This window comes from Nonomuraea sp. NPDC051298, assembly GCF_055586305.1.
This window is the reverse complement of record NZ_JBVJIM010000006.1, coordinates 432,548-447,933: the sequence shown is the minus strand read 5'-3', so window position 1 is coordinate 447,933 and position 15,386 is coordinate 432,548. Positions and strand designations below refer to the sequence as shown.

12 protein-coding genes are annotated in these 15,386 nt (G+C 69.5%); 9 read left to right on the top strand and 3 right to left on the bottom strand.

What is annotated here, in order from left to right; genetic code table 11:
• Nucleotides 1–630: 630 nt before the first annotated feature.
• From ACZ6S0_RS21555 to ACZ6S0_RS21545, 3 genes are all read right to left on the bottom strand, one after another.
• Nucleotides 631–828 (bottom strand): hypothetical protein, encoded by a 198-nt coding sequence (locus ACZ6S0_RS21555; protein WP_465920286.1) that lies wholly within the window; start codon nucleotides 826–828, stop codon nucleotides 631–633.
• A gap of 158 nt (nucleotides 829–986) precedes the next feature.
• Nucleotides 987–2,387, bottom strand: coding sequence for a 2-oxoadipate dioxygenase/decarboxylase (gene hglS, locus ACZ6S0_RS21550; RefSeq protein ID WP_465920283.1), 1,401 nt, complete (start codon nucleotides 2,385–2,387; stop codon nucleotides 987–989).
• A gap of 139 nt (nucleotides 2,388–2,526) precedes the next feature.
• Nucleotides 2,527–3,450 carry a LysR family transcriptional regulator gene (locus tag ACZ6S0_RS21545; protein WP_465920281.1) on the bottom strand — a complete coding sequence of 308 codons (924 nt, stop codon included), beginning with the start codon at nucleotides 3,448–3,450 and terminating at the stop codon, nucleotides 2,527–2,529.
• A 134-nt stretch (nucleotides 3,451–3,584) separates the two neighbouring features.
• Between ACZ6S0_RS21545 and ACZ6S0_RS21540 the strand changes: the two genes are divergently transcribed.
• From ACZ6S0_RS21540 to ACZ6S0_RS21500, 9 genes are all read left to right on the top strand, one after another.
• The gene (locus ACZ6S0_RS21540; RefSeq protein WP_465920279.1) at nucleotides 3,585–6,458 is read left to right on the top strand and encodes an FAD-binding and (Fe-S)-binding domain-containing protein; all 2,874 of its coding nucleotides are present in this window, start codon (nucleotides 3,585–3,587) and stop codon (nucleotides 6,456–6,458) included.
• A complete protein-coding gene (locus tag ACZ6S0_RS21535; RefSeq protein ID WP_465920277.1) occupies nucleotides 6,455–7,612 on the top strand; it encodes a Glu/Leu/Phe/Val family dehydrogenase in 1,158 nt (385 codons plus the stop codon). The genes ACZ6S0_RS21540 and ACZ6S0_RS21535 overlap by 4 nt, the downstream gene beginning before the upstream one ends.
• A 680-nt stretch (nucleotides 7,613–8,292) precedes the next feature.
• The gene (locus ACZ6S0_RS21530; protein ID WP_465920275.1) at nucleotides 8,293–9,288 is read left to right on the top strand and encodes an ornithine cyclodeaminase family protein; all 996 of its coding nucleotides are present in this window, start codon (nucleotides 8,293–8,295) and stop codon (nucleotides 9,286–9,288) included.
• Between the two features lie 22 nt (nucleotides 9,289–9,310).
• A complete protein-coding gene (gene amaB, locus ACZ6S0_RS21525; RefSeq protein WP_465920272.1) occupies nucleotides 9,311–10,864 on the top strand; it encodes an L-piperidine-6-carboxylate dehydrogenase in 1,554 nt (517 codons plus the stop codon).
• A gap of 20 nt (nucleotides 10,865–10,884) precedes the next feature.
• The gene (locus tag ACZ6S0_RS21520; RefSeq protein WP_465920270.1) at nucleotides 10,885–12,033 is read left to right on the top strand and encodes a branched-chain amino acid ABC transporter substrate-binding protein; all 1,149 of its coding nucleotides are present in this window, start codon (nucleotides 10,885–10,887) and stop codon (nucleotides 12,031–12,033) included.
• Nucleotides 12,030–12,923: a branched-chain amino acid ABC transporter permease gene (locus ACZ6S0_RS21515; protein ID WP_465920267.1), complete on the top strand. Its 894-nt coding sequence runs from the start codon at nucleotides 12,030–12,032 to the stop codon at nucleotides 12,921–12,923. Before ACZ6S0_RS21520 ends, ACZ6S0_RS21515 begins: the two co-directional genes overlap by 4 nt.
• Nucleotides 12,920–13,906, top strand: a complete 987-nt coding sequence (locus ACZ6S0_RS21510) for a branched-chain amino acid ABC transporter permease (RefSeq protein WP_465920264.1) — start codon at nucleotides 12,920–12,922, stop codon at nucleotides 13,904–13,906. The genes ACZ6S0_RS21515 and ACZ6S0_RS21510 overlap by 4 nt, the downstream gene beginning before the upstream one ends.
• Nucleotides 13,903–14,670, top strand: a complete 768-nt coding sequence (locus ACZ6S0_RS21505) for an ABC transporter ATP-binding protein (protein WP_465920262.1) — start codon at nucleotides 13,903–13,905, stop codon at nucleotides 14,668–14,670. Before ACZ6S0_RS21510 ends, ACZ6S0_RS21505 begins: the two co-directional genes overlap by 4 nt.
• Complete coding sequence (locus ACZ6S0_RS21500) at nucleotides 14,663–15,385, top strand: ABC transporter ATP-binding protein (protein WP_465920259.1); 723 nt, start codon at nucleotides 14,663–14,665, stop codon at nucleotides 15,383–15,385. The genes ACZ6S0_RS21505 and ACZ6S0_RS21500 overlap by 8 nt, the downstream gene beginning before the upstream one ends.
• Nucleotide 15,386 lies beyond the last annotated feature (1 nt).

Below are 15,386 nucleotides of genomic sequence, written 5' to 3'. Positions count from 1 at the left end.
CGTCACACCGGCGTCACGCTGACACAGCACCCCGAGATAGCCATGTACCGACACGAACTATCACGGTCCGTCACCACCGAAAGTGGGCCAGAGTCAACTCAACGGCTGATCTTGGTTGTTGAAGTGTTCAGAGGATGGCAGGGACGAGGCGGCCTTCGAAGGCGATCTGAATCGCCTCGGGTTCGGTGGAGACTTGATCTCTTGAAAGGATCGAGTCCATGCCCGGCGAGTCCCCCTACCCCGCCGAACTGCGCCGCCGAGCGGTGCGGATGGTCGCCGAGCGACGCCCGCGAGAGCGGAAGAGTGGGGGTGTTCGAAGCATGAGGTCGGTGGCGCGCTGGCCGGCACCGGTGAAGAGGCCGAGCCGGTGGCCCGCGTGGTCGAGGACGGGGCCGCCCAAGGCGTATGTTGGCCATCGGTTCGGGGACGTCGGGGGCGATTTCGATGCCGGAGCGGGCGGGGACGAGCGTCTCGCCCTGGCGGACGCGCATTGTCACCTCACCTGTCCGTCTGGGAAACGGTCCAAGCACGCCTGAGAAGGGGCGTCTTTCAGTCTGGCCAACCTCAAACGATCACCAGCGTGCTGATCGTTTGAAGCTGGGACGGGCTACGGGGGCGGTGACCGGCGGATCAGTCGGTTCCGATGCTGACTCTGTAGGTGGGGCCGCCGCCGCCGGCCAGGCGTTTGAGCTTGGGGCAGACGTTCTGGACGGCGTTCTGAGTCGGCGGCAGGTGGATGGCCATGGCCAGGTCGCGGGCGCGCAGGGAGCCGCCGACCTCGCCGAAGACGGTGAGGATCTGCTGGCAGGCGGGGTGTTCGGGGATCATGGGAGGAGTCCCGGCCGGCTCGGCCGGGACAGGGTCCTCCTCGGCAAGCGAGACGAGGGTCTTGCGGCTGATCCGCAGGTGCTCGACCTGCTCGCTGAGTTCGCCCAGACGCGCGGTCAGCGTGTCGATCTCTGTCTGGGTCTGCTCGATCCGGCAGGTCAGGAAGTGCTCGCGGGCGTCGATCCGGTCGGCCCGAGCGCCCGGAGGGTAAGGGCCAGGGACTCGTCCTGTTGTGCCGCGTAGAGCTCGAAGGGATCGTGCACGGGTCGCTCGATGGTCTCGGTGAGCCATCGCGCGTCGTAGTGGGCTCCGCTCACGGTGGCGTTCCAGGTGCCTTCGCCTGTGAGGTTGGATTGGAAGATCCCAGCGGCCGAGCGAGGCAGGAAGTCCTCGTAGACGACAGGGTGGGCGGTGATCCAGCCGTCTGCCAAGAGTCCGGCGACGTCTGCGGGTGGTTGCCGCCGGTCGCCGGGACGTCTGGTGGCGAGTTGGTAGGTGAAGTACGCCAGGCGCTCGGTGAGCAGCCGGCGCTCGTTGCCGGGGAAGCGGGCCTGCCAGATGCTCCGGGCCAGTTCCTGCCTGGTGACATGGGGATGGTCGGCGCTCCGCAGGTCGGTTTCGGTGACGAGCTCGTCGTACAGGGCGCGGCCGGCCGGGGTGAGGGCGATGCCCCGGGCCTCGACCTCGCCGAAGCGGACACGCAGCGACCCGGTGGTGACGCTGCCATCGGGTTCGCGGAACTTCCTCGGTTCGGCGAGTGCGCGGAAGGAGGTCTGGCGCAGCAGGACGTCGGGGCCGTCCCAGCGCGGTGGGCCCTGGACATCATCGATCATGGCGATGCCGCGGGCCGCCATGCGCTGGTAGAGCAGGTCGATGTCGAGCACGCGCGGCGTGAGGTGGTTGATGTGCGTGCTGGAGACGCCGCCTATGTCGGCGGCGACGGCGGAGACGCGCTCCAGCTCCGCGTACCACGTACGGTCCACCGGCTCGGCGGACAGCTTGAAGGCGACCACGGCGAGGGCGAGGAAGCGTTCGGCCTGCTCGTGCGGCAGCCCCGCGTCACGTTCGGCGCGGCGGGCCAGGTCGAGGAGCTCCGGCGGGAAGAGTTCGCGGCGGGAGAGGAACCTCTCCAGGCGGTCCTGCAGGTCGGCGTCGAAGAAGCGTCGGTCGGCGGTGGTGAGCAGGGAGGTGAAGACCCGGAACGGGTTGCGGGCCAGTTCGACGGCGTCGATGGGACGGAAAGCGGTGGAGATCACCGGTACCGCGCTGGAGGTCGCATCGCGCAGGTCGTAGAAGCCCACGGGGTACATGCCGAAGGCGGCGAAGATCTGGGCCGCCTGTCGCATCTCCAGCGGGGTGCCGACACGAATGGCACCGTGGCGTTCTGCCGTGATCCGGTCGATGCCGCCCAGGCGTTCGGCGTCGGCGTTCTGACGCATCACCTCGTGGTTGACCTCGCCGGCGACGTCGAGGAGCGTGGTGTATGCGGGCACTTCGGTCCCGTACATGTCCGACAGGCGGCGGGCGAATGCGGCGCGCAGCCGCCAGGTGGGAACCATGCGAGTCTCCTGGGTGTCGTTCCACGGGCGCGGCTCGGTGGAGCCGTAGTTTCCAGCCTGGGAGCGGGGGCGGCGATTAGCCAAGACCCAGCAGGGCGGGAGCTGGTGGCCGCCAGACCAAGCTACGCTTGCCCTGCGATCATTCCTCTGATACGGCGAGCCACGGGTCGTCCGTGGCGACAGCCGCTTTGATCGCCCTCAGTGCGGGTTGCAGGAGCGGGTTGACGTTGGCCGCGCGATGGGCCACGAGGACGCGGCGATGAGCCAGATGAGAGGCGATCGGCTCGGCATGGACGCGTTCGTCGGGCACATGTCCCAACGCGGGCACGACAGCCACGCCCAACCCTGCCCCGACGAGTTGGCGCACGACGTCGTAGTTGTCGCTGCGCCGCGTTATGGCGGGCGCGAAGCCGGCGGCCGCGCACAGGCGCTCCAGCGAGATCGCGCCCGCCGTGCCCTCCCGGCTGGTGATCCACTGCGCCGCCCGGAGTGCCGGCAGTCGCGCCGTCGCCTCACCGGCATTCGCGCGCTGACGCTGCGTCAGGAGCAGCAGCGCCTCGCGCAGCAGTGGCACCGTCACCAGCTCCGTCGGCCACCGCTGAGGCACGTGCCCGTACTCGTACAGCAGGGCAGCATCCAGCTCGCCATTGACCAGCATCTGGGCCAGTTCGTCCGGCTCGCCCTCCTCCAGCAGGATCTCCGCCGCGGGATGGCCGGCCACCAGGTCCGTCAGTGCGTCGGGCACCAGACGCACGCTGGCCGTGGGGAAGCTGCCCAGCCGCAGGCGGCCTACTCGCCCGGCGGCCAGGTCACGTATCTCGTCCTCGAACTCCCCGAGCATCGCCAGCACGCGGCCGGCCCGCTCCACGAGCTGGTCGGCCGCCGCGGTCGGCCGGATGCCATGGGCTTGCCGTTCGAACAGCAGGAGGCCGCACGCCCGCTCCAGGCCCGCCATCTGCTGTGACACGCCCGAGGAGGTGTAGCCGAGCTCGCGCGCCGCGATGGCGAACGAACCGGTGCGGCAGACGACCCCAAGTGTGCGGAGATGAGTCGGATTCATCATGAACCGACTCTAGGCTAAGGAATGCTTTCCCTCACAGCTAGAGGCTACCGGTCTTCTGGCTCTTGGCTTGCCGCGCCCCCTCCCCTCACCCTGGAGGGGAACTCCTCCCGTATGACTACGCCCCGGGGGCCACCATGGCATCATCGGCCGGCGAGCCGATCCTGACCGCACTGCGTCGCGTCGTCCGCGGCGAGGTGACCGCCGATCGCGGCCGCCTCGCCCAGTACGCCGCGGACGCCTCCAACTACCGCCGCGTCCCGCTGGGCGTGGTCTTCCCGCTCGACCGCGAGGACGTCATCGTGGCCGTGGCGGCGTGCCGACGCCACGGTGTGCCGCTGACCTGCCGCGGCGCCGGAACCAGCACCTCCGGCCAGGCCATCGGCTCCGGCATCGTCCTGGACTTCTCCCGGCACTGCAACCGCATCCTGGACCTCGATCCGCAGGCGCGCACCGCCCGGGTCGAGCCGGGGCTGGTCCTGGACGACCTCCAGGCCGCAGCGGCCCCGCATGGCCTGGCCTTCGGTCCGGATCCGTCCACCCACAGCCGGTGCACCATCGGCGGCATGATCGGCAACAACGCCTGCGGGTCGCACTCCCTCGCCTGGGGGCGTACCAGCGACAACGTCATCGAACTCGAAGTCCTCACCTACGGCGGGACGGTCCTCACCGTCGGGCCGATGACAACGAGCCAACTCGAGGACGCCATCGCCGAAGGCGGCGAACGCGGCCTGCTGCTGGCCGGCGTACGCGACCTCGCCATGGAGAACCTGAGCACGTTGCGCACCGAGTTCGGCCGCTTTCCTCGGCAGGTCTCCGGGTACGCGCTGGAGCACCTCCTGCCCGAAGCGCGGTTCAACCTGGCCCGCGCCCTGGTCGGCTCCGAAGGCACCTGCGCCGTGGTGCTGTCCGCCAAGCTCAGCCTGGTACGCCGCCCCCGGGCGCGGGCGCTGGCCGTGCTCGGGTACCCCGACGCGCCCGCCGCCGCGGACGCGGTGCCGGCCCTGGTGGAACGGGCGCCGATGACGCTCGAAGGACTGGACCGGGCGCTGACCCGGATGGTCACCCGCCCGGCCGCGCTGGCGGCCGTCGAGCGCCTCCCCGCCGGCGATGCCTGGCTGTTCGCCGAACTGGGGGCAGACACGCCCGACGAGGCCCGGCGCGCTGCGGCCGATCTCGCCACGGCGGCCGAGCGGACCGCCGGGTTCCTGGGCGCGTACGTCGCCACCAGCCCGGACGAGCAGCGGGCCCTGTGGGGGATCCGGGAGGACGGCGCCGGGCTGGCGACCCGGCTCCCCGACGGGTCCGAGGCGTGGCCGGGCTGGGAGGACGCCGCCGTTCCAGCCGAACGTCTCGGTGCCTACCTGCGCGACTTCAACGACCTCATGGCCCGCTACGGCTTGAAGGGGGCGGTATACGGCCACTTCGGGGAGGGCTGCCTGCACGTCCGCCTCGACTTCGACTTCGAGACCCACGAAGGTACGGAGGCGTTTCGTGCCTTCCTGGCCGACGCTGCCCGCCTGGTCGCCGCGCACGGCGGCTCGCCCTCCGGGGAGCACGGCGACGGGCAGGCCCGCTCCGAATTCCTGGACCTGGTCTACAGCAGGCAGGCGGTGGAGTTGTTCGAGCGGTTCAAGCACCTCTGGGATCCCGGCGACAAGCTCAACCCCGGGATGATCGTCCATCCTCGTCGCTCCGACCACGACCTGCGCGTCAGCCCGCGCCGCAGCACGATCCCGCTGCACACCACGTTCTCGTACCCCGACGACGACGGCGACTTCGGCCGGGCGGTGCGCCGCTGCGTCGGCGTCGGCAAGTGCCTGACCGGAGGCTCCAACGGATCGGTGATGTGTCCCAGCTACCGGGTGACCCGCGACGAACGTGACTCCACCAGGGGCCGTGCCCGGCTGCTGTACGAAATGGCGCAGGGAGAGCTGATCGACGACGGGTGGCGCTCCCGAGAGGTCCGCGACGCACTGGACCTGTGCCTGTCGTGCAAGGGGTGCAGCTCCGACTGTCCCGTGGGGGTCGACATGGCGACGTACAAGTCGGAGTTCCTGCACCACCACTACCGCGGCCGCCTGCGCCCGCCGTCCCACTACTCCATGGGATGGCTGCCCGTGTGGTCCCGGCTCGCCGCCCGCGCCCCTCGTCTCGCCAATTCGGTCACCCGCTCGCCACTCGCGCCGCTGGTCAAGCGGCTCGGCGGGATCGCCCCGCAGCGCGGCATCCCCGCGTTCGCGAGCGAGAGCTTCCTCCACTGGTTCCGCCGCCGCGACGGCGCGCGGGAGGGCACCCCGGTGCTGCTGTGGGTCGACTCGTTCAACAACCACTTCAGCCCGAACGTGCTGCGGGCCGCCGTCACCGTCCTGGAGGCCGCCGGCTTCCAGGTGCACGTGCCGCCCAGCACCCAGTGCTGCGGACTGACGTGGATCAGCACCGGCCAACTCGGGGTTGCCCGCAGGGTGGCCACGCGCGCCGTCGCGGCGCTGGAGACCCGGCCCGACCTGCCGATCGTCGGCCTGGAACCAAGTTGCACCGCCGCCCTCCGCGGCGACCTGCCCAGGCTGCTGGACACCTCTGCCGCCCGCCGTACTGCCGGCCGTGTCAAGAGTTTGGCCGAGATTCTGCTCGAACACGCCCCGCACTACACGCCGGCGCGGATCGACGTCCGCTCCATCAGCCAGACACACTGCCACCAGCACGCCGAAGGCGGGTTCGACGCCGACCGCGAGATACTGCGGCGAGCGGGCGTGCACAACACCGTCCTGCCATCCGGCTGTTGCGGGCTCGCCGGGAACTTCGGCTTCGAGCGCGGCCACTACGACGTCTCGGTCGCCGCCGCCGAGCAGACGCTGCTTCCCGCCGTGCGCGACGCCGCCCCGGACACGCTGATCCTCGCCGACGGTTTCAGCTGCCGCACCCAGATCTCCCAGCTCAGCGACCGCACCGCCATACACCTCGCCGAACTCCTCGCCATCTCGACCACCCGAAGGAAGCTCACGTCATGACGGACACGCTCGCGCTTATCGACGAATGGGGACCGGAGAAGGTGGTGGTCGTCTCGCACCGCCGGAGTGGGATGAAGGGCGTGCTGGTCATCGACAACACCGCCCGCGGCACCGGCAAGGGCGGCACCAGGATGAGCCCGCACGTCACCGTCGGTGAGGTCGCCCGCCTCGCCAGGGTCATGACCTGGAAGTGGGCCGCCGTAGACATGTTCCACGGCGGCGCGAAGGCGGGGATCGTCGCCGATCCCGCCTCTCCGGACAAGGAGGCGATCCTGCGCGCCTTCGTACGCGCGCTGTCCAACGAGGTCCCCCGCGAGTACGTCCTCGGCCTGGACGTGGGCCTGACCGAGCGGGACGCGGCGATCATCCAGGACGAACTCGGAGACCGTGGCGCCGCCGTCGGCACACCGCAGGAGTTGGGCGGCGTCCCGTACGACGCGCTTGGCATCACCGGGTTCGGCGTCGCGGAGGCCGCGGACGCGGCGGCCGAGGCGAGCGGGTTCTCCCTGGCCACTGCCAGAGTGTCCATTCAGGGCTTCGGCGCTGTCGGCGCAGCCGCCGCCCGGCGTCTGGCGGAGCTCGGCGCGACCGTGGTGGCCGTCTCCACTGCCCGTGGTGCCCTGCACGACCCAGCCGGTCTGGACGTCGAGCGTCTGGTCAAACTGCGCGAGACTTACGGGGACGCCCTGGTCGACGAGTACGGCTCGGTCCCCGTCTGCGCCCCGGGTACCGAACTGCTCGTGCCGTGTGACATCCTCGTGCCCGCCGCTCTGCAGGACGTCATCGACGCCGATCTCGCCACCCGTCTGCGGGCACGGCTCGTCGTCGAGGCGGCCAACCTGCCCACATCCCCCCAGGCGCAGCGGGTCCTGGCGGAGCGAGGCGTCGGCATCGTGCCCGACTTCATCGCGAACGCCGGCGGCGTGGTGGCCGCGGGATTCGCCATGGAAGCCCGCTACTCGCCGTTCCGGCCCGACCCGGCACGGATCTTCCCGCTCGTCTCGGCCAAGCTGCGCGACAACACCGAAGCGGTTCTGGCGACGTCCCGTACCGGCGGCATGCGGCCCCACGAGGCGGCGCGCACGCTCGCCCAGGACAGGGTCCGTGCCGCCATGCGGCTCAAGGGCCGCGTTCCCCTCGCGGAGCGGGCATGACAGCGGCGCACCACGTGGCCGGGAAGGGCTCCACATCCGAAAGCGCCGCGGTCGGAAGCAGCGCATCGCGCTGCCACTGCGGCCGGGTCCTGAATCACTGCGTGGGCTGCGGGAACCCACGCTGCTTTGGCTGCGACCCCTACCGTTCCGATGACTGCGACCTCCTTTCCTGAGCCCGTCCACGTCGTCATCGGCGGCGAGGCGGCCCGCGGAGTCTGCGGCTCACTGCTGGTGGCCGGCCACACCGTGCGCCACACAGCGCCGCCTCGTGCGGGGCAGCGTCGGTACATGGAGCACCTGTTCGCCCGGGGAAGGCCCGCCGGACCTCGTCGGCGAGCCGCATGGCCAGCCGGGCCTTGCCGACACCGCCCACGCCGGTGAGCGTCACCACCCACGCCGGTGAGCGTCACCACCCGCGCGGCCGACAGCAGCCGCCTGGCCTCGTCGTGTCGGTGCAGGGCGGCGCCCGGTGCGCTGCGCCGAATTCATCTCCTGCACGATACGCAAGAAGGCATCCAAAGCCCTAGCACGACTTTAGTGATCTCGCGAGCCATGCCCTGCTCGCAAAGTTCGTCACATTAGTTCTGTTCATGTGAGCTGCAAATTTTTCGGTTGAGTGAAATTGCTGCGTCTCCCAGAATCGACACACCGAGACCCCGATTGAACGCAGGGAGATCTACATGACCGGGACGGCGAGTAGGGCCGCCTTCGAGATCGTCAAAGGAGTTCGTGAGATTCTCACGCTCACCGAGGCCGAGGTCGAGGAGAACCTCGATCCCCAGGAGTTGCTGGACGGCCTGGAGGACGGATTTCGGGGGCTCGAACTGGGCGAGGTCCAGTCGCCTTTCCGGCCGGAGCTGACCGTTCCTGGCAAGGGTTTCTCCTTGGCCATGTCGGCCTGGCAGCCAGGTTGGCAGATGTGCGTGAAAGTGGTGAACGTCTTCGACGGAAACCTCGATCTCGGGCTGCCCAACCACCTCGCCATGATCAACCTTTTCGACCCGGAGACCGGGGCGACGACCTGCGTCATGGACGGGACCTACATCACCGGGATTCGCACCGCGGCCTCCGCGGTGCTGTCCGCGCGGCTGCTGGCCCGGCGCGACGCGCGGGTCGCCACCATCGTCGGCGCGGGTGTCCAGGCTCGCGAGCACCTGCGATTGCTGCCCCTGATCCGGGAATTCGACCGCATCAACGTGTGCTCGCTCCACGTCGACGAGGCTGAGCGGCTGGCCGCTCGCGACGACATCGCGCACGCCTCGGCGGACCTGGAGGCTGCCGTGCGCGAATCGGACGTGGTCTGCCTGGCCACGCACGCGGCCGCGCCGGTGATCGATCCGGACTGGCTCAAGCCCGGCGCGCATGTGTCCTCCGTCGGGTACTTCCCGCCGGAGGGCGAGCTGCCCCGCGAACTGGCCCAGCGGCATCGCCTGTTCGTGGAGTCATTCGACGCCTTCGAACCGGCGCCGATCGGGTGCTCCGAACTCTCCACCGCCGATCCCGGCAACGCCACGACGCTGGGTGCGGTCGTCCTCGACCCACGAGCGGGCAGGCGGGACGACCGTGAGATCACCGTGTACAAGGCCATGGGGATCGGCATGGAGGACATGGTCGCGGCCAACCTCGTCTACCGTCGCGCGCTGCGCGACGGTGCCGGCGGGGTCATGGCGTGGTAGCGAGCGAAACCGGAGTCTGGCCGTGACATCATCATCATCCCCGACGTCCCTCCACCCGCGTTCCAGCGAGGACCTGCGCCATCTGGCCCAGGCATGCCTGCAGCGGTGCGGCGTCGCCACCGACACTTTCGCCCGCAGCACCGTCACGGCCCGCACGCCGGTGACTGGGGACGAGCTGTTCGACATCCCGGCCGCGGACGCCGCGGCCGTCGGAGCCGCCGTTCAGGCCGCCCACGAAGCCTTCCTGCGGTGGCGGACCGTGCCCGCCCCGGAGCGGGGACGGCTGGTCAAGCGGTTCGGCGAGTTGGTCGAGCAGCACAGGCACGACCTGGCCGAGCTGATCATGATCGAGGTCGGCAAGATCCGCTCCGAGGCGCTCGGCGAAGTCCAGGAGATGATCGACGTCTGCGACTTCGCCGTCGGCCTCTCGCGTCGCTTGGAGGGGCGCACCATGCCCTCCGAGCGGCCGGGACACCGGCTCATGGAGACCTGGCATCCGTTGGGAGTCGTCGCGGTCATCTCCGCGTTCAACTTCCCGGCCGCCGTCTGGGCGTGGAACGCCACGATCGCGCTCGTCTGCGGTGACACGGTCGTGTGGAAGCCGTCACCGATGACGAGCCTCACCGCCCTCGCCTGCTCGGCCCTGCTGGAGCGTGCCGCCGCCGAGTGCGACATGCCCGCCGAGATCAACCGGCTGGTCATCTGCGACGTGCCGGCGGCCGAAATCCTGCTTGACAGCCCGCTGGTCCCCCTGGTGAGCGCGACCGGATCCGAGCGCATGGGCGCCGAGATCGCCCCGCGCATCGCCCGGCGCTTCGGACGCTCGATCCTCGAACTCGGCGGCAACAACGCCGCGGTGGTGGCGCCGTCGGCCGATCTGGACCTCGCCGTCCGGGGCATCGCGTTCGCGGCGGCCGGGACCGCGGGCCAGCGCTGTACCACCATGCGACGGGTGATCGCCCACGAGTCGGTGGTGGACGAGCTCGTCGAGCGACTCGACGCGGCTTACGCGAAGCTGGTGGTCGGCGATCCGTTCGACCAGGCCACGCTGGTGGGGCCGCTTATCAACGGCACCGCGTTCGGCGCGATGCGCCGAGCGGTGGACAGCGCCGCCAGGGACGGCGGCACCGTCGTCACGGGCGGCACCAGGGTTGACCGGGAAGGGGCTCCACAGGCGTACTATGCCCGGCCGGCCATCGTCCGCATGCCCGGCCAGAGCGACATCGTGCGCCAGGAGACCTTCGCCCCGCTCCTGTACGTCATGACGTACGACTCCTTCGAGGAGGCCATAGGGCTGCACAACGCGGTACCCCAGGGCCTGTCGTCGTCGATCTTCACTCTGGACCAGCGCGAGGCCGAGAGCTTCCTCGCCGCCGACGGCTCCGACTGCGGCATCGTCAACGTGAACATCGGCACCTCCGGCGCGGAGATCGGCGGCGCGTTCGGCGGTGAGAAGAGCACGGGAGGCGGCAGGGAGTCCGGCTCCGACGCCTGGCGCGGCTACATGCGCCGTGCGACCAACACCATCAACTACTCCTCCGCACTGCCACTGGCACAAGGCGTCGAATTCGCCTAACAGAAGAAAGGAGGAATCGCATGCGTGCCATTCCTCTGAAGTCCATCGCGACGGTCGTCGCCCTCGGCCTCCTGGCCTCCGGTTGCGGTCAGGGCCTGCTCGCCCAGGAAACCGGGGGCGAGCAGCACGGCCCCATCGTCCTGGGCATGCTCGTTCCGCAGTCGGGCAGCGAAGCCTCGATCGGCCCGTACATGACCAACGCGGCCCAACTGGCGGTTGACGAGATCAACGCCAAGGGCGGCGTGCTGGGCCGCAAGCTGGAGCTCAAGACCGCCGACGACGCCTGCGACGCCCAGTCGGCCACGACCGCCGCCAACAAACTCGTCACCGAGGGCGTGCACGTGTCAGTGGGCGGCTACTGCTCAGGAGCGACACTGCCCACACTGCCCATCTTCGGCAAGGCGGCCATCCCGATGATCATTCCGGCGGCGAACTCGCAGGAACTGGTCGACCAGAAGCTCGAGCACGTCTTCATGATCAACGGCACCGGCGCGCAGCAGGCCGAGGCCGCACAGAAGTGGATCGCCGGGCAGGGCGGTCAGCGTGTCGCACTGATGCACGACAACACCAGCTACTCCAAGGACATCGCGCTGCGCACCCAATCGAGTCTCGGCACGGCGGCGGTCACCGTCGAGGCCGTGACGCCGAAGGAGAGCGACTACAGCGCCAACATCACCAACGTACTGGCCAAGAAACCCGACTTCGTCTACTGGACCGGCTACTTCCAGGAGGGCGGCCTGATCGTCCGCCAGATGCGGCAGGCCGGCTACAAGGGTCCGATCATGGTCGGTGACGGATCGGTGTCGCCGAAGCTGGTCGAGATCGCCGGTGGCGAGGCGGCCGAGGGCGTTTACGCCACCATGACCCAGACGCCCGACACTCTGGAGGGTGCGAAGAACTGGATCGAGGCGTACAAGAAGAAGTTCAACGCCGAGCCCGGACCGTACTCCAACCAGGCCTACGACGCAGTCCGGCTGGCAGCCGAGGCAGTGGGCAGGGCGGGCGGCACCGACGGCGCGAAAGTGATCGCCGCGCTGGAGGCGATCGACGGGTTCCCCATGTTCTCCGGGCCGCTGAAGTTCACACCCGAACACACGCTGGCCGGCGGCGGATTCCAGATCCTCGTGGTGAAGGACGGCGCCTTCACCCTGCAGGATTCGCTGTCATGACGCAGCTCGTCTGGAACGGCCTGTTCGTCGGCTCCTTCTACACCCTGGTGGCGTTGGGCTACAGCATGGTGTACGGGATCATCAAGCTGCTCAACTTCGCCCACGGCGACCTGTACATGCTGGGCGCGTTCACCGGTTTCGCGATCCTCGGCGCGGTCGGGGGCGTACCCGCCTCAATGGGGCTGCTGGCGCTGCTGGCCGTGCTGCTGGTGACCATGGTCACCTCCGGCCTGGCCGGGGTGGCGCTGGAACGCATCGCCTACCGGCCGCTGCGCCGGGCGCCCCGGCTGTCCCTGCTGATCACCGCGGTCGGCGCGTCCTTCGCGGTGGAGTACGGGATGCGCGCGACGGCCGGAGCCGATCCGCAGGTGTACCCGGTGCGGCTGGGCGGTACGGCGATCGAGGTGTTCGGCGCCCGGCTCACCCTGCAGCAACTGGTGCTGGTGGCGGCGGCCGTCGCGCTGATGGCCGGGCTGAACCTGCTGGTCACCCGCAGCCGCGAGGGCCGGGCCATGCGGGCCATCGCGCTGGATCCGCGGACCAGCTCGCTGATGGGCATCGACGTGGACGCGGTGATCTCCCGCACCTTCTTCCTCGGCTCGGCGCTGGCCGGAGCGGCAGGCGTGATGGCCGGCGCCTACTACGGGAAGATCGACTTCCTGATGGGGTTTCTGATCGGGTTGAAGGCGTTCACCGCCGCGGTCATCGGCGGCATCGGCAACATCCCCGGCACCATGCTGGGCGGCCTGCTGCTGGGCCTGCTGGAGTCGTTCGGCACGTTCTGGCTCGGAGGCGAGTGGCGGGACGTGTTCACGTTCGGAGTGCTGATCCTTTTCCTGACGGTGCGGCCGACCGGGCTGCTCGGTGAACGCGTCACGGAGCGAGTATGATGACGGCCGGCCAGAGCAGGACCGGGAGCGAGCCGCGCCTCCCGGGGAAGGACAGGACCCCCAGCCTCGCCTCGAAGTTGCTGGGCAACAATCGGGTCGGGCTGGCGGGCCTGTTGATCGCGCTGGCGGCACCGTTCGTGAACGCCAGCCCGTACGCGCTGGCGGTGATGACCAGCACGGTGATCTTCGTGATGCTGGCGGCCGGGCTGAACATCGTGGTCGGTTACTGCGGGCTGCTGGATCTGGGATACGCAGCCTTCTTCGCCGTCGGCGCCTACACCAGCGGCGTGCTGGCCACCCGACTCGAGCTCCCGCTGGTGGCCACCGTGCCAGTGGTGCTGGTGGTCACCGTGATCGCCGGGATCGTCATCGGCGCCCCGACGCTGCGGCTGCGCAGCGACTACCTGGCCATCGTGACGCTGGGCTTCGGCGAGATCATCCGTATCTCTGCCAACAATCTCGACGTCACCGGCGGCCCGTCCGGCATCTACGGCATCCCACCGCTGACCACCAGCCCGGTGGTCTTCTACTACCTGACTGTGGCCGTGGTCGCCCTGGCCGTACTCGGCTCGGCCCGGCTCGGCCGCTCCCGCCTGGGGCGCGCCTGGCGGTTCGTCCGCGAGGACGAGGACGCCGCCGAGGCCATGGGCGTGCACACCTACCGCGTCAAGCTGGCCGCCTACATCGCCGGCGCAGTCTGGGGCGGCCTGGCCGGGGTGCTGTTCGCCTCCCAGTTGTCGGCCATCTCCCCCAACAGCTTCACCTTCCTGCAGTCAGCGCTCGTACTCATGGCCGTTGTCCTCGGCGGCATGGGCTCGGTCCCAGGGGTCGTCGTCGGTGCCATCGTGATCAGCCTGCTCCCGGAGATCTTGCGCGACCTCGCCGACTACCGCTACTTCCTGTTCGGCGCCCTGCTCATCGTCTTCATGCTGGCACGGCCCCAGGGCTTGTGGCCCGCCCGATCCAAGGAGACGGTCAAATGACCATGCTGCGCATCGAGGATCTCCGCCTGTCCTTCGGCGGGTTGCTGGCCATCGACGGGTTGTGCTTCTCCGTCGGCCAGGCCGAGATCGTCTCCGTGATCGGTCCCAACGGCGCCGGCAAGACCTCTGCCTTCAACTGCGTCACCGGCTTCTACCGGCCCGCCGGCGGCCAGATCACGCTGCACGGCAAAAGCCTGAGCGGCCTCCGCCCTTCAGCCATCGCCGGCCTGGGCATCGCGCGCACCTTCCAGAACCTGCGCCTGTTCGGCGAACTGTCGGTGCTGGACAACGTGCGCGCCGGCGCCCACCTGTGGCTGCGGCAGAACATCTTCGACGCTCTGCTACACACCCCCCGCTACCGCCGCTCCGAGCGCGAATGCACCCATGACGCCCACCACTGGCTCGACTTCGTCGGCCTGCGCGGTGACCGCTACGGCGCCGCCCGCAACCTGCCCTACGGCGAGCAACGGCGCGCCGAGATCGCCAGGGCGCTGGCACGCCGCCCGAACCTGCTCCTGCTGGACGAGCCCGCCGCCGGGCTCAACCACGGAGAGAAGGCCGAGATGCTCGACCTCATCCGCCGCATCCAGGCCCTGGGCATCGCCATCGTGCTCATCGAACACGACATGGGCCTGGTCATGGAGGTCTCTGAGCGCGTCGTCGTGCTCAACTTCGGCCGCGAGATCGCCGACGGCCGCCCCGAGGACATCCGGCGCGACCCCGCTGTCATCGAGGCCTACCTGGGGAGCGACGCCCATGCTTGACATCCACGGCCTCGACGTCCACTACGACGGCGTGCACGCCCTGCGGGGCCTGTCCGTGACCGTCGAGCAGGGCGAGATCGTCGCCCTGCTCGGCAACAACGGAGCGGGCAAGACCACCACCCTGTCCGCGATCTCCGGACTCGTGCGTCCCAGCGACGGCACCGTCGTCTTCGACGGCCAAGAGATCACCCGTGACAAACCACACACCATCACCGCACGCGGGCTGGTTCACGTCCCCGAAGGCCGCCGCGTCTTCTCCACCCTCACCATCCACGAGAACCTGCAGCTCGGCGGCTACCTGGTGCGCGATCAGACCAAGATCCGCAAACGCATCGCCCACGTCTACGAGCTGCTGCCCCGTCTCGCCGAACGCCGCAACCAGCAAGGAGGCACCCTCTCAGGCGGCGAACAGCAGATGCTCGCCATCGGCCGCGCCCTCGTCACCGGCCCTCGGCTGCTCCTTCTCGACGAGCCCTCCATGGGTCTGGCTCCGCTCGTGGTCACCTCCGTCATGCGGCTCATCGAACAGATCAACGCTGAGGGCACCTCCGTCCTCCTCGTCGAGCAGAACGCCACCGCCGCCCTCGGGATCGCGCATCGCGGGTACGTCATCGAGAACGGCGTCCGCATTCTCGAGGGCCACGCCGGCGAATTGCGCGCAGACCCCAGAGTCGCCGACGCCTACCTGGGCGGCATGACACATGAGCCCAACTAAC